Raw genomic sequence first — 21674 nt, 5'->3', positions numbered from 1 at the left:
AAAAGAATACTAATAAATATTCTGTTAATTTAATTAAGTACATCAAAATCAAAAGTATACTGCAAAATTAATAACAGACTTGTTTTCATTCGAAATTCCAGGCTAAAAATCCTTCTGAAGCTTTTTCAGAAGGATTAAAATACTCTTTTTACGGTTTACAGCTTATTATAAACCGTATTAAAATACGAAGATTTCGCATACGTTTTAGGACTTCCGCTTGTAAAAGACTGAAATTGAGGCGAGATCATATTCATACCTATTCCGTCTCCAGCCCACGCCCAGCCTATTACGGTCCAACCTTTCGATTTTGCATAATCTACAATACCGGACCAATCGGCACCCGAACCGCCAATGCTGCCAAACTCACCCAGCATACATGCTCTGCCCGAAGAAGCCAGGTCATCCAGATCCGAATTGTTCAGATAACGGCCTTTGGCCTGATTGTAAGCTCCGGGATATACGTGTGCAGAGAGGATAATTTTTGTGTCATTAATTTTTGTCTGACCAGAATTACAGCCTTTCACCGCGCAGGCTGCAGTTGCCGTTTCCTGTCCCCAACCCGGTATATCGATGATGATACTTCCGCTGTATACTTTACGGACTTCTGTAATTGCTGCATTGTAAGCAGATGCAAAAGCGGCGGGAGTAATGTTATGGCTTCCCCATTCGTTCATTAAATTTACGATGAAACCGCCACCCAGGTTATTGTAATTATTTTTCCACCAGGTTCCTGCTGCCAGAAGCTCTGATGCACTATCGGAACCTAAAACAGTTGCTTTATGATAGGTGACAATAACTTTATAGCCATTTGCTTTGGCTTCGGATATCCAGCGTTTTGCATTATTCTCCTGTCCCGGTTCTACTTCAATTCGTACCGTCTGAATTTTAGTATTTTGTTTCATCAGCGTCCAGCCCAAATCACAATTGCCTCCATTGTAATAAGAGGGCTGAAGATTAACTCCGTTTCCAATATCTCCCGCTGTTGATGCTGTTTTAGAAGTTAAACCTGAATTGGATACCGTAATTACTGCTTTGGCGTCCGGAGCAGTCTGATCGGATTCCGATTGCTCACAGCTGATAAACAACGATATACTTACGGCTAAAAATAAAACATGTACTGTTTTAAACATTTTGGTAATAAAACCTGATTTTCTCATACTTTAGTTTTTTAGTGGTTAATGAAGTTAGTGTTTTGTAAAATCTTCATTGCAAATGTTTAAATTTAAGTAAGATAAAACCGATGCTATTTTATCAAACTATAATACAGAAAATGCATTTTAACTTGTTAAAAATAAACTTACACTACCATTTGTGTTAAAAAAATAAAATAATAACAATATTTATTAAATTAAATGAAAGCATTTTATTAACAAAGACCTCTGCGTTGTAAAACGGAGCGTATATAATTTCTTTAAAAAGAGCGGATTTCTCTAAGGTTTACTAACAAAAAACAATGTAAATTTGATTTTATAAATTACTCTTACTACTACCACATGAAAATAATTAAAGCTTTTGTTTTTACCTTTTTATTTGTTTCTGTTTGTTCGGCACAAGAAGACATTGTGCAACTAAAAAACGTTAGTGACACCATCTTAAATACCAAAAGAATTCTGGCCGTGTCAGGTGAGCTGGATGCTATAAAAACAATGCAGCAATTATTTCCGGGTAAGTTATACAAGCTATCGGATCGTAATACTTTTATAAGCTGGAAGTGTAAAAACTGTAAAACGGCTTCCTACACAGATGTAAATGGTGAGGAAGGAGATCAGATATTTCCTTACGAAAGAGGCGTTGCGACACGATTACTTTCTAATTTGGATTATACGGATTCAAAAGGAAATCAATTCAAATTGCTGCTTTTTAACCACTCCGTTTACGATGAAGACGGATTGCAAACCAGCAGATTTTCCGGAGGTTTAGTAGGTGTTGCGAAGTTTGCGAAAAACAATAACATCTGGGAAATGAGATCTTTTCAGCCTGGCGTTGCAGCGTTTGGCGCCTTTGCTCAGGCTCCTAAGCCTAAACTTACAGAAATTGGAGAAGACCAGTATGCTTTTACTTTATTGCATGTCAATGGCGGCGGCGGAGGTCCATTTGAAGGTACGCTGTATCTTGTCGCCGGATTTGACGGCAAATATCAACCGATTATGGAAGTCCATGATTATGAACTTACCAACGTTGAAAGCGTAACCTGGTCAAGTTCTTACACTGTGGTAAATGATCCTGCTAAAAAACATTTCAGGGATATCGTGATTAAAACAAAAGGTTCTTTTAATAAAACTGCACAGGCCAAAGATGAATTTGAAGTAAATCTCCCGGCTGAAATAGCAGCAATGGCAAAAACGAAAAAACAGTTTACTTTTGAAATTGAAAAGCGCTTTTCTTTTAAAGGAAAATCATATAAGATGACTGCAAAGCCGATTGTAAAATTCTTAAATGTAAAATAACGCCGTTTCTAATGGAAATATAAAATTGAAGCCAATCCCAAACCAGCAATAAATATCCAGAGAAAAACACCCTGAAGTAAAGGCTTCACTCCTACTGATTTCAGCGTATTCACATTTAAGGTTGCCCCGATAAGAAACAAGGTAATCGTTAAGCCAATTTTGGCAACACCCACAATAGAAGGAGCCATAAATGCTGCTGCGGGTACATACGTATTAAAAAGCATGGCTAAAACAAACAATCCTATAAAATAAGGAATCTTGATTTTACTGTTTTTATTTTTGAATAAAACCGCTGTAAAAACTGAAATCGGAATGATCCATAAAGCCCTGGCCAGTTTTACTGTTGTGGCGATTTGCAGGGCTTCGGCACCGTATTTATTGGTCGCACCCACTACAGAGCTGGTATCGTGAATCGCAATGGCACACCATAATCCAAATTCTCTCTGGGATAAATCCAGTTGATGTCCAATAAACGGAAATACAAATAAGGCTATCGAATTTAAGATAAAAATTACCCCCAAAGCAATTGAGGTCTGACTTTCATTGGATTTGATTACGGGAGAAATGGCTGCGATGGCACTTCCTCCACAAATGGCTGTGCCGCAGGAAATTAAATGCGAAGTTTTTTGATCTGTTTTAAACCACTTTCCTAATAAAGTCCCGAAAATTAAGGTACTTAAAATTGAAAATATAGTCAGTAGAAAACCTTCTCTCCCGGCTGAAAGCGCACTGGTTGCATTCATACCAAAACCAAGGCCCACTACCGAAAATTGAAGCAAAAATGTAATTGCTTTAGAATTGAAGGCTAAAAATGGATTCCCAAAAACATTGACCATTAAAACTCCTAATAGCAAAGCGACTGGCGGGGAAATAACCGAAAATAAACACAAAACTACAATCAGACCAAAAAGGGCCTGTTGGAAATAAATACTTACTTCTACTAAATGTGCGACGGGTTGTTCTTGCGTTTTCAAAATATATTACCTGATAATTACATGACAAAGGTCTGTCGATTATATTGTAATTACCAATCGTAAAATACAATCGACTATAACTTCAGGTTATAATAAGCCGACATGTTCTGAATAAATAATTCAGATAAAGGATCTGTTTTACCGAGTAATGTAATGATATAAAAGTATCTTTCAATAGTTAAATTATCCACATCCAATACCATTAATTCATTATTTTTCAACTCCTTACTCACTGCATGTACAGACATAAAAGCAAAACAATCTGAATTCAACAAATAGGATTTAATGCTTTCGGTACTGCCTAACTGCATTTCGATTTGTAAATCCGTTATTTTAACATCAACTTGTTTTAGGGCATACTCAATAACTTCAAGTGTTCCGGAACCACGTTCACGCGTGATAAATTTCATTGCTTTCAAATCGTCTAATGAAATTTCATTTTGCTGAATGTATGGATTTTTACTATTACAAACCAAAACCAATTCGTCTTTTAAAAACGGAATGTATTTGATGGACTGATTTTTAGACTGCCCTTCTACAATTCCGATTTCAATTTCTTTATTAATTAGAGCATTTTCAATCTGTTCCGTATTTCCGTTAAGCAAATTGACTTTTATCTCCTGCTGCTGCTGGTGAAAACGGGCCAGAACGGGAGAGATAATATATTGGGAAATCGTGGTACTTGATCCCAGACGCAGTAAACCCTGACGTTTGCTCACAAACGTACTCATATCAAAGTCTATTTTGCGATAGATTTCGAAAATATTTTTGGTGTGTTTCAATAAAATTTCCCCCGCCGGAGTTAACGCTATTTTAGAACCGTTTCGTTCAAAAAGCTTGATTTTGTAAGTCTCTTCTAATTCCTGAATGTGTTTGGAAACAGCCGGCTGTGTAATATACAATTCGCTCGCTGCTTTTGTAAAGTTGAGCCTGAGCGCAACGGTGTGAAATACTTTTAGCCTGAAATCCATTGTATGAGTTCGTTTTGTTTCATGTTTAAGGTTTCAAGTTAAGTAAAATTTTGAAACTTTATAACTAAGATTTTAATGACTTTAACCAAATTAAGCTCCTGTTGGGATGAACCTGGCAGTATTTGATTCACTATCTTCGATCTATTCAAAACCTATGAACCTTTGAACCTATGAACCTTTGAACCTTTGTAGCTTTTTAAAGTAATCCATTATACTTTCTGACGAACCACTCGGTTGTCAGCAAAGCAACAATCAAAATTAACAACCAAACCCAATCAATTAGAGGTGTTTTCGTTGAGTTGTTTTTTTCTATCGATTTGTATTCTTTATTTTCTAAAAGTGTTTTAATCAGCTCTGCTGCCTGATTCTGAAAAAAGGCTTTTCCATTGGTTTGCAAAGCCAATTGTTTTAATTTCAAAACATCAGGATTCACAAATTGTTTTTCGATGTCAAAATCCAAAATTTCAAAATGGCCTGTATAACTTGTGTTTGTATTTAATTCCTTTACCGAAAAATTATATTTCCCGGCAGGCAAACCGTCCAGATTCACAGAAAAAGAATTGTTTCCTTTTAGCAAATCGTAGTTTTTGGTTTGCTTCGTTACAGCATTGGTGACATTTATGGTAAGTCTTGCCTTTTCATCGAATTCGTAATTTTTGTTGAAGTACTGTGCGTTGATTACTATGGCTTCTCCGGAATTATAAAAACTTTCGTGCGTTACAACCAATGATTTTCTTGACGCTGCTGATGCTAAATATTGAATTATTTTATCCGTAAAAACATCATACTTTTCAAAAGACTGATGATCGATATGACTTTGCAAACGCCATTTCCAACTGTTTTCTCCTAAAAGAAAAGCGGTTCTTTTGCCCTGATTTTCAGCGAAAGCCAGCAAAGGCGCATTGGTAGACACGTTTCTGATTTTTGAAGAAAGTAAAACCGATACATTTCCATTTGTACTGATCGTACCGAATAAATTTTGCAAAGGCGGGAAATTTTCGAAACCGATATTATCAATAGCAAACAGATTAAACTGCGACTGAAATTCGTTTAAGTAATCTTCTCTCTGATTGCTCATTTTAAAGATCAGATTGTTTTGCTGCTGATTTAAAAAATTAAAATCGGTATTGGTTCCGGTAATAATAAACGTATTGGTTCCGGCTAATTTATTGTTGTCAAAAATGGGTTTAAAAGCGGCTGTTGGCTGGTATAAAACCAAAACAGAAACATCCTGTAATAAATTGATTTCATTAGGTTTGACTAATATTACCTTACGTTGAGCATTAGATTCAATTGAACGTTTGAGTGCGGCAATATCGGGATGATTTATGGCCGAAACTATGGCTATGACCGACTTTTGGTCAATGACTTCCACAGCAAAATTCTTGATGTTATTGTAACTGTTTTTTTCTTTTGTATTAGAAGAAATACTGGCCTTAAAAACCTGCAATCCCACTTTATCCGCCGGTAAAAGCAAATTTAAAGTAGCCGTTTTTTTAGAAGATGAAAAAGAAACTTTCTCCTTCGCAATAACCGAATTTCCCTGAACAATTGAAAAATCTGCTGTTGTGCTTTTATCTCCGGCATATTGCAGAAATACTTCTACCGGAAATTTATTTTTGTGAAAAGCGTATTTATTAACGTTGAGCTGATTGATTTTTAGATCGAAAAAAGTAGTGGTATCCCCGACAATTAAAGAGTAGACCTTATTTAGCGGATCAAAACGATAGACATAATCGTTTCCTGTCGTCTGATTTCCATCTGTTATGATAACGGTTGGAAATATAATATTTCTGTTGATGCTTTTTAAACTCTGTGCAACGGCATCTAAATTGGTCTGTTTTCCTTTGAAATCAAATATTGCTGAAGGCTTTAGATCTGCATCGAACTGATACGACTGAATTTCGAATTTTTCCTGAAGTGCAGGATTTGAAACCAGTTCCTGGTACAATTCAGTAACTTTTTTATCTGATTTTAAAGCTGTAATCGAAGCTGAATTATCAACTGCAATTGCCAGAGGTGTTTTGGTGACGACCCATTCATTTTTAGTAATAACCGGATTGATCAACAGCACAAGTAAAGCAAAAATGGCTAAAAAACGCAAAAAAGCCAAAAGTACCATCACATTGGATTTACTTTTGGCTTTAAAATAATATTGAAAATACGACAAACCACCAGCTATTACTAAAGAAAGTAATAATAATAAAATCGTATTTGTAGTCATATTTTATAGTTTGCAGTGGCAGTTCTCAGTAATCAGCAATAACTGAAAACCGTAAACTGAAATTTTTAGATTGTATTAAGTTCGCAGTGTAAACTGAAAACCGTAAACTGAGACTTTATCTTAGGTAAGCATTCCTCCACAAACATTCAAAACCTGTCCTGTAATATAGGCGCTCATGTCTGAAGCAAGAAACAAGCAGGCATTGGCAACATCTTCTGTTGTTCCGCCACGTTTCAAAGGAATTCCTTCTCTCCATCCTTTTACGATATCTTCACTTAATTTTGCTGTCATTTCAGTTTCGATAAATCCCGGAGCAATAGCATTGCAACGAATATTACGCGAACCTAATTCCAGTGCAACAGATTTGGTAAAACCAATTGCACCTGCTTTTGAAGCTGCATAGTTGGTCTGACCTGCATTTCCGGAAACTCCGACTACAGAACTGATATTAATAATAGAACCTGCTCGTTGTTTCAGGAATGTTTTCTGAATTGCTTTTGTCATATTAAAAACAGACTTCAAGTTAACATTAATTACCTGGTCGAAATCTGCTTCAGACATACGCATCAGCAAATTATCTTTTGTAATCCCGGCATTATTAATCAAAATATCTACTGTTCCGAAATCGGCCAAAACAGCGTCTACAAAAGTTTGTGCCTCATTAAAATCGGCTGCATTCGATTGGTATCCTTTTGCCTTAACTCCTAAAGCGTTCAATTCAGCCTCTAAAGCTTCAGCAGAAGCAACAGATGAGCTGTAGGTAAACGCTACGTTTGCACCGTGTTTCGCAAAAACTTCAGCAATTCCTTTTCCAATTCCACGACTAGCGCCCGTAATGATGGCCACTTTTCCTTCTAGTAATTTCATATTCAAAATTAAATTTAATATTTATTTGTAGCTAATCCTGCTATCCATTTCAATCTTTTCTGTTTTTAAAGAAAAAACAGAAAAGGATTTCCATTTCTATCAGGGCTATGAACGACTCGTCAAATATATGATAATTCCCTTTTTAAAAAAAAACAATTGTCAGTCATTTAAAGTATAAAAGCCAAATACAACAATTGGAACATCTTCAAATTAGCAAAAAAAATAAAAAAACCAGTAGTTATTTTCTACTGGCATGGGGTATTATGGTTTTAAAAGGGGTTCTTCCGTAAATGGCTCAAGCGGCTCCACCGGAGTGACCGGAGGAAGCATAATGCATGGCCCGTTATAAGGAAATGGCGTCCATGGTATGGTACATCTCTGACCGCCGCTTCCATTCATGTTTTTTAGTTCTTCTCTGCTTAATACTTCAACTCCTGAAAAATTCAAAATTGTTTTTAACATCATAATAGGTTGTTTAATATTTTGTTCCCTCAAACTTTTTGATGCCTGTTGAGTTTCAGACCTGTAAATAACCTTAAGCATATAATTTCGATGATAAATATAAGAATAACTTTCTAATAATTAAAAGAATAACAAGAAAATATTTATTTTATTGCTAGTGAAAAAGCAGCCCACAAGTGAGCTGCATCTATCCAAAAATTAAAAAAACTAAAAATAAAAATCTTAATTAAGTTTCCAGGTCGTCATTCTAAACGAACTTGAAGCACTTGTAAATGTATAAACCGGTTCTGTATAAAACAGTCTGAAATTTTCTCTCTTTACATAAACACCGGCTGCATTGACCAGATGTTTATCAAAATCCTTTAAAAAGGCGGGAGTTCCTACAGTGGTATTGCCATTCCATGATTTGTGACTCAGGATAACTTTTTTGCCTACCGGATCTTCTGTTACATTTACAAAATGGAATATCGCTGCTCTTCCCGCAAATGTGTAATAGATAAAATTACCAAGTGAGTGATTGAGGTAAAGCTGTACAGAGGTAATGGTAACACCTGTCGGTAGAGATGCATTAATTCCGGCTAATTCCTTAACAAACAATTCTGAATTTGTCGGGGCATCTTCTGTGTAATCGCCTACATAATAGCCGAACCAGGCGTGTGGACTTCCCGGAAGCAGTATTTTATAATCATTCGTCAAAGTCAGAGGTGCGTTGCTGTATTTAATGGCAGCGCTTATTCCTCCTGTTCCCGTTGCGGTAAAGCTTTCGCTGGCTTCGTCATATGCAAAGTTTGTCAGGCTCTGTCCTGCCACTTTTAAAGCCGGGCTTACCACAAGACCTGTTGGGGTATACCCCACTCCCATGCTAACTACTTCTGAAGAACCCGCGTCCAGGGAAGAAGAAGAGGAATATCTGGATAACGGATTATATTCAAATTCATATTTCTTAATCGATTTTCCATCATTGATTTCAAGCAATTTGAATAATGGCTTATCAATTCCTCCCACTAAATTTTGCTTCGATACCAGATTTTTAGCCAAATCCGTCCAGTCTTGCTGTGTGGCTTTTACAAAACGTACTTCTCTGACTAATCTGTTGCTTTTAAAAACAAGATCACCATTTTCCTGTCCGTAATATAAAAACTGAAAATCTCCCAGATATCCCTTACCTCTTAAAGCACTGGTTGGATAGTTGTCTGAATCGGATAAAAGATGTATTTTATTGAATGTGGTAAATACTAGACTAACTGTACTCCCTAATACCACATCATACTCGCTTTCATGAGGCAGGACATCATCATCAAAATCAGATGCCATTACTACTTTTCCTCCGGCAGAGAATTTAAACAAATGTGTAAAGCCTCCTAACTGCGTATCATCGGTAAAGTAAACGGCTTTCCAGCCAAACTCTGAAGAAAGCAACGCATCGTTTAATTCTTTTTTTTGTGCATTCAGACGTTCCGACGGGGTTTTATCGAATATCTGTTCTGCTTCTGTGCTATTTGTACAAGCGCCTAAGGCATACACTGCCAGAAAGGCAACCATTAAGTACTTCAATATATTTTTTGGTTTCATAATTTTACTTTTATAAATTGTACATTAAAGTGCTTATTGATTAACAACAGCTGTTGTATTTCTCTCAGCAGCATCTCTTAAAGCATAGAAATCAATATTAAAAGCATCTTTATAATATTGTACAACTATTGCTTCTTTCTGTTTCAGTTTTGCTCTTCCGTTTGCATTGGTAATACTGGCCAAAAGCGCCGCATATTCTGCTTTTGAACTCGTCAGTATGGTAGAGGCTGTTTCAGCAAAATCTTCAATAATATTATTTCTTGCGTAGTTGGTTACAAACCCCAGATTTCTTGAGGTCTGAAGCTGCTCTAAATGCCACGTTCCGGTATAATCTCCCGGCGTTATTTTTTGCCAGGCCTGTTCATCAAAAGGCTTGTTTTGATTTAAGATATGTACATATTCGTGTTGAATGGTATGAATGAATTCGGTAACATTTTCACGATTTGATGTGTCCAGATAATCTACCTCAAAAAGGGTGATTCTTTGTCCGGAGTCTGCAATTCCAAGTGTTCTTGTTCCGTTCGAATTAGAGTTTAGGCCTCCAACCAGAACAATTTCCCTTGGTGCCAGTATCTTTACAAAATCAGCACCGCCTACTTCCGAATAACTGTCAATCCAGATTTGTTTAACAACTTCCAGCGCCGGTTGTACATTCTCTACCAACGGAGGAAAAAGGAATCTGTTGTTATCTACTTTGTTCTGGTTCCATTTGTATTGTGCACTGATATTATACGGATTAAGAAAGTTAGTCGAAATCCAGTTGTCTAAGGCTGTTTTTACAGGTATTGAATAATCCAGCTGACTTTCGGTTGGCTGATCTTCATGGGCACAGGCTGTAAAAGTTAAAACCCCTGCAACTGCCAGTATTGCTTTATATTTTTTTAATATTTTCATAGTCTAAAAAATTGAATTAAAATTATCGGGGATTTTTTTCTATTCCGTAGTTTGATGCGCTAAGCGGTATTTGCAAAGCTCTGCGTTTATCGTCTTTTACCAAAGTTTTAACCGGACTACCAGCGTCATTTCGGCTTACTACAATATTAAAACGTTTTACATCAAGCCATCTTAATCCTTCGTGTACAAAATCCCTTCTTCTCGCTTCTGCAATGGCTTTAACATAAGAAGTCTGCAATGGCGTCAGGCTGTAATAAGGTGTAAACTCATCTGTAATAACCGGGTATTTTGCCACTACTTTCGCTTCAGTCAGTTTATCTGTTGTCGGATTGTATCCTGCTGTTCTTGTTCCTAAAAAATACTCTAATTCTGTATTGGCTTCTTCAATTCTGTTCTTCATTACCAGTGCTTCAATACGGTTCAGGTAAAACTCATCATTAGATAAAAGCACAATTCCGGCATACGGTATTCCTATATTCGCCGTCAGGTTGGTATATTTAAAGTATTCTTCAAACTTCGGTGTAAACAAGGTGCTGCTGCTGTTGTAACTGTAAAAATCAAACAACCATGCTTTATTGTAAAAACTGGTTTGAGGGCCAAAAAGCTCCGTTTGTTTTCCATCAGTAAGATAATAGTTGCTACCGCTTGCAGATCTTCCTATAAGTGTATTCGGGGATGCTATGAGCAGATTAGCCGTATAAGATGATTTTCCGTATTCTATAAACTGAACATCCGGAGCCAGGCTTGACAGCGTTACATAATCTTTAAGCTTTCCGTCAGGCTTAGAACCTAAACTGGCAGAAACTTCCAGTACTTTATCCCAATCTCCTTTTACAAGATAGAAACGGCTCGCAAATGCTTTAGCGGCTTCTTTATTGAAATGAAATTTAGGTTCTTTGTAATCGTTGGTTACATATCTCAGACCTTCCTCCAGGTCCTTCTGAATAAAATTAAAAACTTCTTCTACACTATTTCTTTTGTAGCTTTTCAGCAATTCCGTTTCCGGTTCCGTTACATAAGGTACTCCTAAATCTTTCGCTGCTGTAGCGGGATTGTAACGATTGGACCAAAATGTCACTAACATAAAGTGTGCATAGGCTCTGGCCAGTAAGGCTTCTCCTTTTTGCGGATTTAAACCAGCGGGATCTCCAAGTTTTTTAATCGATTCCAGTGCCTGATTGGCATGGGCAATAGCTTTATAGCAGGCATCCCAGTAGTTGGCTTCACTATCTACATTGGTCTGATCGTGCATTTCCCAATAATAGCTCTGCTCGTTTTTTATATTGGAGTTGTTCAGTCCCGCGTCTGCAACGTTATCAGACATCGTTTCGGCAAAATCCATATAAGAGGCTTCCGGATAGGCATTTACCAGTAATTCCGATATTTTATCCGGCGTATCAATTTGCGTTCTGTTATCCGGCACTTCCGAAAGAAATTCATCGCAGCTGCTGAGCGTAATGATCAGTAAAAATGCCAGGGTGATTTTTATATATTTTATATTTTTCATAATCAACTATATTAGAATGAAAGGTTTAAAGAAAAACTGTACTGTGTTGTAATTGGAAAAGCAACACCACCTGTATTACGGAATTCAGGATCTTGTCCGTTTAATCTCTTATCAGAATAAATCAGCCAAGGATTAACCGCTGAACCTTTTAAGGTAAAAGTACTTACTCCTAATTTTTTCTTGAAATCATTTGGAAATTCCCAGCTAAGCGAAACATTTTTCAGTCTCACAAAATCACCGTCAGCAATTCTTACATCAGAATAGTTGTAAGTATTGTAGGCACGTCCTAATGCATTTGCCCCATCGTAGTTGGTAATCAGTCGTTTGTCTGCAATTACAGGAACATTAGTGTATTGTTCGTCACCAGGGTTGATCCAGCGGTTGGTAAAGTCTTTTGTAAATACAGTCAAATCATCATACTGACTGCTGAAAGCCGGATTTAAGCGAACTTTATTTCCGCCTGAACCTACAACAAATACATATAGCGACCATCTTTTGTATGTAAAAGTGTTCGCTAAACCTATTGATTTATTAGGTTCAATAGAACCTTCATATTTCAGGTATTTCGTCACATTTTCAGTATCCTGGAAATTAGCTCCTGTTACTTTATCAGACTCTCCATCCTGCATGATAAAAGTAGGTAGTCCCTGATTGTTTAAACCTGTAAACTGGTAAGAATAAATGGAGTTTCTAGGTCGTCCGATGGCGTTTCCTCCATTTCCATCCACTAAATCAAATGCAGTTGGCTGATTTTCTAATTTGGTAATTTCCTGGTTGTATACGGAAAAATTAAGTGTTGTTGACCATTTAAAATTGCTTGTTGCAATGTTTTGAGTGGTAAAACCAACCTCAATACCCTTAGTCTCCATATTGGCGTTATTTCCCTGTTTGATTTTTTGTCCTCCAATTCCGGAAGTCACTACGAAATCAACCAAATCAAACGCTTTACGGCTATAAACATCTGTTGTAAATTGTACTCTGTTGTTAAACATCCCCAAATCTACACCGACGTTTGTTTCGTATTGTTTTTCCCAGGTTAAGTCCGCATTTTGCAATTCGTCAATATTAATTCCGGTTTCTCTGTCTGAAATTCCCAGACGATCTGTAATAAAACTTTTGTAAATCGCTAATGAATTTGTTGCAGGTCCTGCTGTAGCGGTAAGTCCATAAGAAGCTCTTAAAGCTAAATTATTTATAGATTCTACATTTTTCATGAATTTCTCTTCGGCCACATTCCATTTACCACTTACGGTATACGTTGGCAGCCATCTTGAAGAACCGCTGTTTCCCTGTCTGTTCGATCCGTCATAACGACCTGTAATCGAACCGGTGTAACGACGATCATAGGTATACCCTACTTTTCCGAAGAAACCAACTGTTCTTTCTCTTTCTGTATTAAATCCAAAATAGGAACTTCCCTCATTGATGATTTTTTCAATAATCTTTGGATCCGTAAAAGCAGTAAGTCCTCTGTCATACTGAATTCCGGCAGCTGTAAAGTTATCGCTGTTTCGGTCTAATGATCTTAATTCAGTACCAAAAAAGCCTTCTAATTCATGTTTGTCGTTCAAAGTGTTTCGGTATGTTACACTGTTTCTGATATTGTATGAAGTCAGATCATTTGTAAATTTTCTTAAAAATCCTCCATTCGGCAATACTGAAATGGGTTGTGCCGTTAAATCGTTTGGATCTTTATATAAAAAGATATTGGCATTTCTAACAATGGTATTAGCTCCGTCTGCTCCATATTCCGTACCTGCTTTGTAAGCTTCCACCACATTAGAATTTTCATAGATTTTGTGCTCTCTGCTGGTGTTCGCATAACGCGCAGAACCAGTAAGATTATAGCTTAAATGCTTGTTGATTTTATAATCTAAATCCAACTGAAAACGAATATCTTTTACTTTTATCTCTAAAACATTGTTTTCCAATTCATTTATAATATTCATCGGAGCCCAGTTATTTCTGTAATATTCCTTGTTCCCTAAATCATCGTAAGGTCTCAGGGTTCTGCTGGTGCTTAAAACATAATTAAACGGATTGATATCGAAATCCCTTGTTACGTTACCAAACACAACATCCTGCTGGCTTTCGTAACTTCCCGGTGCATTCTGATCACGAACAGAAGCCATGGTAGATAAGGTAATATTCAATTTATCATTTACATAAAAAGTTCCTTTTATATTGGATGACAATTGTTTAACGCTGTCCGCAATAGTCCATCCCGGATCAGTATAATAACCTAAAGAAGCATAAAAAGTATTGTTTTTTCCACCACCGGAAAAACTCAAAGAGTGATTTTGTGTAATGGATGGCCTGAACAAAACTTTGAACCAGTCGGTATTGGCTAATTCGTATTTTTTTAAAAATTCGTTTTGATAAGGCTGTTCGTTTTTCACTCCAAATTGCCCTCCGGATGTCTGATATAGATTAATTTGTCTGGAAAGAAGATTGTACACCCCTCCATATCTTCCCTGAAGGGTTGAGGGCATGTCCAGAAATCCTTTTTGCTCCATTTCTTTTAAAATGCTCATCGATTCCTGAGAATTTAAAATATCATACTGCGTATAACTCGGAACTGTTCGTACTGTATTTTCAACAGAATAATTCACTTTTAACGGAGAATCCCTTCGTCCTTGCTTCGTTGTTACAACTACAACCCCGTTTAATGATCTTGAACCATAGATTGAAGTAGCAGAAGCATCTTTAAGAATTTCAATGCTTTGAATATCATTTGAATTCAAACCTGCAACGGCAGAACTTAATAAAGTTTCCGAATTTCCGGAAGCTAAATCAGCAAATGAAATATTGATAATATCTTCCTGTACCACACCATCAATAACCCATAATGGTTTTGTATCTCCAAAGATAGAAGAAGATCCACGTACTGTAATTTTAGGCGCAGTACCAAATGTACCCGTCACGTTCTGAACGGTAACCCCGGCAGCTTTTCCTTCAATCATCCTGCTGATATCAACAACGCCGTCTACTTTTAATTCTGTTCCGGAAATTTTGCTGATGGCTCCTGTAAAAGTTCTCTTTGATGTTTTTTCGTAACCCGTAGTCACTACTACTTCTTTTAAATTTTGTCCTGCTTCATTCAGAACTACCGTTGGAGTCGTATTTTCTATCCCGATTTCTTTAGTTTCCATACCTACATAAGAAATCACCAATGCTGTGCTATTGGCCGGCATATCTATCGAAAAGTTACCGTCAAAGTCTGTAAGCACAGCGATTTTAGTCCCTTTTGCCAATACTGTAGCACCCGGAAGCGGAACACCGCTGGGATCTGTAACTTTACCTTTTATAATTGGTCCCGGAACTAAACTTTCAAATAGTGAATTTGTATTTTCTGAATCTGAGAACAGATTTTTACTGCTTTTTTGCAATACAATCTGATTACTGATTTCTGAATATGAAATGTTTAGGGGCTCCAAAATTCTGGACAGAATAGCAGATAATGTTTCATTATTAGCTTCAATACTTACTTTCTGATTCAGTTGCGCTATTCTTGAATTATAGGAAAACTTTACATGTGCAGATTTCGAAAGTTTAGATAACGCATTGTCCAAAGTTAAATTTTCAACTGTAATTGTTACTTTGGTATCTAATTTTTTTTGTCCATTTGCATCGTTCGCCATAGCGCCACTTGAAAATATAAGTGCTAAGACAAACTGAAATAGTGTTATTTTCATGATTCGATGGAGTAATCGTTGTTTAACAACTGGTTTTTTCATAATTTTGGTTTGTTTTGATTAATACTGTTTAGAGCGTATTTTAAGAAACGAATGAATTCCTTTTTACAGAAAGCAATTCAACTTTATTTAAGTGTCGAAAATGTTACAGCATTTCGGCACTTTTTTTTTTGCATTTTAAATTCACATAGGCCTTTGTTTTTATTTTTGAATGATTCTTTTTGTTCTTTTAGATTCATGCAAACTCCTCCTGCTTAAAAGAATTCAGCTTACCTCTTTTAAAAAATGATAAGATGCTGCACTGAAATTATTCCCTGGCAACAGTAGTGATACAAGTCTTTGAAAAAGTTAATTACATCCTTCAGATGTTATAATAATCTGATTGCCATTCATCTCAAAACTGGTATTATTACCAATACTTCGACAGACAATTTTTAGTTTTTCCGTGAGGGGCTGATCGCTTAGTGAGGTGGTAAGATGACAATCCTTTAGCTTTTCGTGAGGATAATCAATATCAATTAAGTAGGCCTGCTCTATGGTCTCAAAGATCTGGGAAACAGGAATGTCGGTAAATTCAAAACTCAATTGTTCAATATTACCCACACTGCCGGACAGCGTTTCATCCTCGGTAATATTAGTGATTTTGTTAAAAGTTAAATCATGTCTTACAAATCGCAAGGCCTGATTAGGAAGCAAAACTACTTCCCGATCTGATGACGACACTAACTCATTGGATTTTACCTTAACTTTACCGGTGCGAACAAGAACTTCAACATCAGGCTGATCAGAATAAGCTTTAACTCTAAAACTGGTTCCTACAACTTTTGTGACGATTTCGTTTGCATAAACGAAAAAAGGCTTTTTAGGATTTTTACTAATTTCAAAGAAACCTTCGCCGGACAAATACACCTTTCTTTCGTTTCCGGTAAAGATTTTAGGGTAACTTAATTTACTATTGGGCTGTAATAAAACCGAACTTCCATCAGATAATGTGATGATTTGCGGTTTATTGGAATTATTGGTCTGCTCTACCAATCCTTCACTATTTTTATCTATAAGTTCTTTGTAGGTTACAATTTCATGACCTTCGTTAAAACTGCTTTTGTAAAACCAAACCGACAGTAAGCAAAAAAATAAGGTTGCTGCAACTCCGGAAAGAAAATATTTCTTAACGAATCTCTGTTTGGTACCTTGGCTGAAATCAATTTTCTTTTGGCTATTTTCAATTTTGATCCAGGTATTTTGTAACGCTCTGTGAATATCGGAAGCTGATAGTTGCGACTCCGGTACTTTCATGGCGAGCAATATTAATCTGGCATCTTCAACCAGTTTTGCACGCTGTTGATTTTCTAAAGTCCATTCTTCCCAACCCTCTTCATCCACTTTAGACAAGATCCAGGCCTGGAATGAATCATCAGATAAAAAATCTTCAATTTCGGTATAGGTATTACGTTTTTGCATCTGTAAAATGAGGTTACAAAAACATAGAGGACAGACCTCTTATTATATACTCACCAAATTGTGATTTTTTTTATTTTTTTTGAAATATTTTTAAAAAGTACCTGAAGATAATAGTGTTAATAAGGATAAAGCACCCTTCCATTCTTTACGAAGCGTAAGTAAACCACGGTATAATAAATTACTTGCAGACTGATAATTTACGTCGAGCATTTCAGCAATCTGCTCTACTGTCAAGCCCTGATGGTACTTGAGATACAAAGCTTCTTTTTGTCTGGGAGGAAGATTATTCAATAAATTATTTAAACGGGCCACTTTTTCTTTTGTTGCATCATCGTCATCGTCTATAAGATCATGTTCTACCGAAAATTCCAAAAGAAAAGCAATAGAATCAGTACTGGTGACTTTTCTAAAAATATGATCTCTTTCGTACAGCCGTGCAATTCTCTTGCGAACACTTGATAATAAGTACGCTTTTACAACAACGGAACTTTGCAGTTTTTCTTTGTAATTCCAGACATCAATAAATACATCTTGTATGCAATCCTGCACTTTTTCTGTATAAGGCGAAAGTGAATTGCCATAACGCACTAAATCACCGTAATACTTTTCAAATAATATCGAAAAGGATTTCTCATCACCTTCCCTCATGTTATTCCAAAGAGTAATATCATCAAAAGTGTTTTGTACGGTTGTGGTTTTCATAATTTGTTTGGGCGCAGAATTGCTAAAAAAGATACTTTTACTTAATACAAAGAATATAGTTTTTTAACATTATTCTTTAGATTTGTGCGATAAATATATAAAAGCAAATATATAAAACCAATTTTTTTACACAAAAGAGACAGTTTTCTAACATAGAAAACTGTCTCTTTTGTTGATTTAGCGGGCTATAGGGGCGAATGTTAAAGTTATTTTATATTTAAAAATTGTCAGATTTTACACAGTCCACATATAGATTCAAATCTAGCTATTGATCGTATTAAAAAGAAAAGCCCTACTAAAGAATAGTAGGGCTTTTGAATATTTTTTTTAATAAAACAGCTTTTAGAAAGCCACATTCCATCTTGGGAGTTTACCATTTTCATCTAAGAAATTTTGCAAAACCTGTCCTTCAACAGTAGTTGGAATTCCTTTTACTTCAGCAGTAAAAGTTTCGTACCACACTACTTCTAAAGCCGTGATGTTTTCTAATTTCATTTGTGCAGACCAGGAATATTTTCTTCCTGTTTTAGCAAACTGGTGTCCGTTTACGATTTTATCATATAAACCGCCATTTTTACTTTTTAAAGTCCCGTCATTCTGAACAGTTCCTGTAGAAGCTACCATGATTAATTCTTTTGCATCACCTTCAACAGCATAAACCACAAAAACGCCTGCACCCGCTTCCGGAGCATTACAAGTTTGTTCTAAACTATCTTCAACAGTAAAAGTAAAACTATTGCTTACTTTAAATTTTTCTAATTCTTTGTACATATTTCTTTTGTTTAAGCTTCTAAGGTTCTGAGAATCTGAGCCGCTAAGTTTTAAATTAAATTCCAGTCATTTTAAAAATGTAAAAAAGTCTCAACAAAATATTGAGACTTTTTGGGAATTTGTTATTTTGAATACCGGAGATTATCCCAATACTTCTTTTACTTTTTTACCAATTTCAGCTGGTGAATCAACAACGTGAATTCCGTTGTCTCTCATGATTTGTTTTTTAGCAGCAGCTGTATCATCAGAACCACCAACAATAGCACCTGCGTGACCCATTGTTCTACCGGCAGGAGCTGTTTCTCCGGCGATAAAACCAACAACTGGCTTGCGGTTACCATCAGCTCTTACCCATTTAGCAGCATCAGCTTCTAATTGACCTCCAATTTCACCAATCATGATGATAATTTCAGTTTCAGGGTCATTCATTAATAATTCAACAGCTTCTTTAGTTGTCGTTCCAATAATTGGATCTCCACCAATACCAATAGCTGTAGTAATTCCTAAACCTTGTTTTACAACCTGGTCAGCAGCTTCATAAGTTAAAGTTCCTGATTTAGAAACGATACCAACAGTTCCTTTTTTGAAAACGAAACCTGGCATAATACCAACTTTAGCTTCACCCGGAGTGATGATACCAGGACAGTTTGGTCCGATTAATCTGGAATTTCTTTCCTTAACATAATTATTCGCTTTAATCATATCTGCTACAGGAATTCCTTCTGTAATAGCAATAATTACTTTAATTCCGGCATCAGCAGCTTCCATAATTGCATCAGCAGCAAAAGCTGGCGGAACAAAAATGATAGAAGTATCAGCTCCGGCTTGGTCTACAGCGTCTTTTACTGTATTAAAAACCGGACGATCTAAATGGGTCGTTCCTCCTTTTCCGGGAGTTACACCACCAACAACATTAGTACCGTACTCAATCATTTGAGAAGCGTGGAAAGTTCCTTCGCTACCTGTAAATCCTTGAACAATTATTTTGGAATCTTTATTAACTAAAACACTCATGATATATATTTTATGTAGTTTTTAAAATTGTGATGCAAAAATAAGGTTTTGTAATGTATTTTAACCTTTTTGTCATCAAAAAAATTAAGAAAATTGACTCATTTGATAACCGCGATATAATTTATCGTCTTTAATTTGCCAAATGGTAGAAAAATGAGCCAGCAACATTTCTTCCCTCGGATTTTCAATAGTCTTAACGTAGTGAGAATAACGTATTGATACTAAATCATCTTCGGCAATAATATGACTAATTCTAACTTTTGAACGCACATAAGCACGACTTAATTCATTGGCCATAGCGAGCATTGAAGCATGATCCAGCATAATTAGCCCCTTTGTACTATTCCATTCTACTGTAACTTCAGGATGTAAATAAGCTTTCATGATTTCACTGTCAATCAGGGCATCCGACTTATAAAACTTTTGAACAAATTCTTTTATAGACATATCACTTCAATTTATTTAGAATTTCAGGAATCTTTTTGATATTGGCCAGTTGTTTTAACTTTTCTCTTGATTCTTCGATTGGAGTTCCGAAATAAGATTTTCCGCCTTCAACCGATTTTGTAACTCCTGTCTGCCCCATAATAACAGCTTTCGCTCCTATCGTAATACCGCTGGTGGTACCAACCTGTCCCCAGATCGTTACTTCATCTTCAATAACAACACAACCGGCAATACCGGTTTGTGAAGCGATCAGGCATTTTTTTCCTATTACAGAATCATGTCCGACATGCACCTGATTGTCAATTTTGGTTCCTTCTCCGATAGTGGTATCACCGGTAACACCTTTGTCAATAGTACAAAGTGCCCCAATACCTACGTTATCTTTAATTACAACTCTTCCTCCTGAAATCAACTGATCGAAACCATCGGGACGTTTTTTATAGTAGAAAGCATCAGCTCCCAGAATAGTACCGGCATGAATGATTACATTATCACCAATAACGGTATGATCGTAAATAGAAACATTGGAATGAATCAGACAGTTCTTTCCGATTTTTACATGATTACCAATAAAACTATTGGGCTGGATAACCGTTCCTTCACCAATAACTGCAGAAGCCGAAACCGCTACATTCGCAAATTGAAAAGGTTTAAAATGTCTGGTCAGCGTATTAAAATCTCTGAAAGGATCATCAGAAATTAAAAGAGCTTTACCTTCCGGGCAATCTACTTTCTTATTGATCAGAACAATAGTTGCAGCCGATTGTAAAGCTTTTTCATAATATTTGGGATGGTCAACAAAAACAATATCGCCCGGTTCAACAACATGTATTTCATTCATGCCTGAAACTGGAAAGTTTTGGTCGCCAATAAATTCGCATTCAAGCAAATTTGCAATTTCTTGTAAAGAATGAATCTTTGGAAATTTCATATTTTATAATTAGAAAATTTGTCAATTAGAAAATGTGTCAATTAGAAAATGAGTCAGTTAGAAATAAATGTTCAAATTGTGTTGATTCACAAATTATCTAATTGACTCATTGACAAATTATCTTAATTAATAAACTACTCTTTTACACGCTCCATGTAATTTCCTGAAGCAGTATCTATTTTAATTTTATCACCTTCGTTGATGAACAACGGAACGTTTACAGTTGCTCCCGTTTCTACCGTAGCAGATTTTGTAGCATTTGTAGCTGTATTTCCTTTTACTCCCGGTTCAGCATAAGTAACTTCAAGAATTACAGAAGATGGCATATCTACTGATAATGGCAAATCTGTTTCTGTATTTACCTGAACCATTACACTTGTTCCTTCTTTCAATAATCCCGGAGCATCCAGGATATTTTTATTCAAGGAAATTTGCTCAAAGGATTCTGTATTCATAAAATGAAATTCATCTCCTTCAGCATACAAAAACTGGTAATTATGCGTCTCTACACGCACATCGTCTATTTTATGTCCCGCAGAAAATGTATTGTCCAATACTCTTCCTGTAGTTAAACTTCTTAATTTTGTTCTTACGAAAGCGGGACCTTTTCCAGGTTTTACGTGAAGAAATTCAACGATTTTATAAATATCGTGATTGAATTTAATACACAATCCGTTTCTAATATCTGATGTAGATGCCATTTGTTTTTTATTTTAGATTTTTGAAAGTAGATTT

The 21674-nt window shown here is 36.1% G+C and carries 18 protein-coding genes; 1 reads left to right on the top strand and 17 read right to left on the bottom strand.

Annotated elements, in window-relative coordinates; translation table 11 throughout:
- Positions 1-155 precede the first annotated feature (155 nt).
- Positions 156-1157, bottom strand: coding sequence for a cellulase family glycosylhydrolase (locus GJU43_RS11850; protein WP_154340965.1), 1002 nt, complete (start codon positions 1155-1157; stop codon positions 156-158).
- Between the two features lie 336 nt (positions 1158-1493).
- Between GJU43_RS11850 and GJU43_RS11845 the strand changes: the two genes are divergently transcribed.
- A complete protein-coding gene (locus GJU43_RS11845) occupies positions 1494-2447 on the top strand; it encodes a hypothetical protein (protein WP_154340964.1) in 954 nt (317 codons plus the stop codon).
- A gap of 8 nt (positions 2448-2455) precedes the next feature.
- Here GJU43_RS11845 and GJU43_RS11840 read toward each other — a convergent pair whose 3' ends face one another.
- The 16 genes from GJU43_RS11840 to efp all read right to left on the bottom strand — a co-directional run bounded on the left by GJU43_RS11840 (position 2456) and on the right by efp (position 21640).
- Positions 2456-3421, bottom strand: coding sequence for a YeiH family protein (locus tag GJU43_RS11840; protein ID WP_154340963.1), 966 nt, complete (start codon positions 3419-3421; stop codon positions 2456-2458).
- Positions 3422-3495: 74 nt separating this feature from the next.
- Positions 3496-4392, bottom strand: a complete 897-nt coding sequence (locus GJU43_RS11835; RefSeq protein ID WP_154340962.1) for a LysR family transcriptional regulator — start codon at positions 4390-4392, stop codon at positions 3496-3498.
- Between the two features lie 196 nt (positions 4393-4588).
- The gene (locus GJU43_RS11830) at positions 4589-6616 is read right to left on the bottom strand and encodes a hypothetical protein (RefSeq protein WP_154340961.1); all 2028 of its coding nucleotides are present in this window, start codon (positions 6614-6616) and stop codon (positions 4589-4591) included.
- 120 nt (positions 6617-6736) lie between these two features.
- Positions 6737-7483 (bottom strand): 3-oxoacyl-[acyl-carrier-protein] reductase, encoded by a 747-nt coding sequence (gene fabG / locus GJU43_RS11825; protein ID WP_154340960.1) that lies wholly within the window; start codon positions 7481-7483, stop codon positions 6737-6739.
- 261 nt (positions 7484-7744) lie between these two features.
- The gene (locus GJU43_RS11820) at positions 7745-7948 is read right to left on the bottom strand and encodes a hypothetical protein (protein WP_154340959.1); all 204 of its coding nucleotides are present in this window, start codon (positions 7946-7948) and stop codon (positions 7745-7747) included.
- A 219-nt stretch (positions 7949-8167) separates the two neighbouring features.
- Complete coding sequence (locus GJU43_RS11815) at positions 8168-9517, bottom strand: DUF4302 domain-containing protein (protein WP_154340958.1); 1350 nt, start codon at positions 9515-9517, stop codon at positions 8168-8170.
- A gap of 33 nt (positions 9518-9550) precedes the next feature.
- Complete coding sequence (locus tag GJU43_RS11810; protein ID WP_154340957.1) at positions 9551-10411, bottom strand: putative zinc-binding metallopeptidase; 861 nt, start codon at positions 10409-10411, stop codon at positions 9551-9553.
- Between the two features lie 22 nt (positions 10412-10433).
- Positions 10434-11918, bottom strand: a complete 1485-nt coding sequence (locus tag GJU43_RS11805) for a RagB/SusD family nutrient uptake outer membrane protein (RefSeq protein ID WP_154340956.1) — start codon at positions 11916-11918, stop codon at positions 10434-10436.
- A gap of 11 nt (positions 11919-11929) precedes the next feature.
- Positions 11930-15655 (bottom strand): SusC/RagA family TonB-linked outer membrane protein, encoded by a 3726-nt coding sequence (locus GJU43_RS11800; protein ID WP_154340955.1) that lies wholly within the window; start codon positions 15653-15655, stop codon positions 11930-11932.
- A 306-nt stretch (positions 15656-15961) separates the two neighbouring features.
- The gene (locus GJU43_RS11795; protein ID WP_154340954.1) at positions 15962-17074 is read right to left on the bottom strand and encodes a FecR family protein; all 1113 of its coding nucleotides are present in this window, start codon (positions 17072-17074) and stop codon (positions 15962-15964) included.
- A 90-nt stretch (positions 17075-17164) separates the two neighbouring features.
- Positions 17165-17776 carry an RNA polymerase sigma factor gene (locus tag GJU43_RS11790; protein WP_154340953.1) on the bottom strand — a complete coding sequence of 204 codons (612 nt, stop codon included), beginning with the start codon at positions 17774-17776 and terminating at the stop codon, positions 17165-17167.
- Positions 17777-18118: 342 nt separating this feature from the next.
- Positions 18119-18547 carry a hypothetical protein gene (locus tag GJU43_RS11785; RefSeq protein ID WP_154340952.1) on the bottom strand — a complete coding sequence of 143 codons (429 nt, stop codon included), beginning with the start codon at positions 18545-18547 and terminating at the stop codon, positions 18119-18121.
- A gap of 141 nt (positions 18548-18688) precedes the next feature.
- On the bottom strand, positions 18689-19561 hold the full coding sequence (sucD, locus tag GJU43_RS11780) for a succinate--CoA ligase subunit alpha (protein WP_154340951.1): 873 nt from the start codon (positions 19559-19561) through the stop codon (positions 18689-18691).
- A gap of 84 nt (positions 19562-19645) precedes the next feature.
- Complete coding sequence (locus tag GJU43_RS11775) at positions 19646-20008, bottom strand: nuclear transport factor 2 family protein (RefSeq protein ID WP_154340950.1); 363 nt, start codon at positions 20006-20008, stop codon at positions 19646-19648.
- A gap of 1 nt (position 20009) precedes the next feature.
- A complete protein-coding gene (locus GJU43_RS11770) occupies positions 20010-20939 on the bottom strand; it encodes a UDP-3-O-(3-hydroxymyristoyl)glucosamine N-acyltransferase (protein ID WP_154340949.1) in 930 nt (309 codons plus the stop codon).
- Positions 20940-21073: 134 nt separating this feature from the next.
- Positions 21074-21640 carry an elongation factor P gene (gene efp / locus GJU43_RS11765; protein WP_072970794.1) on the bottom strand — a complete coding sequence of 189 codons (567 nt, stop codon included), beginning with the start codon at positions 21638-21640 and terminating at the stop codon, positions 21074-21076.
- Positions 21641-21674: the final 34 nt, after the last annotated feature.

The sequence above is a fragment of the Flavobacterium sp. LC2016-23 genome, from assembly GCF_009674775.1.
GTDB lineage: Bacteria > Bacteroidota > Bacteroidia > Flavobacteriales > Flavobacteriaceae > Flavobacterium.
This window is presented reverse-complemented; position numbering and strand designations above follow the sequence as displayed.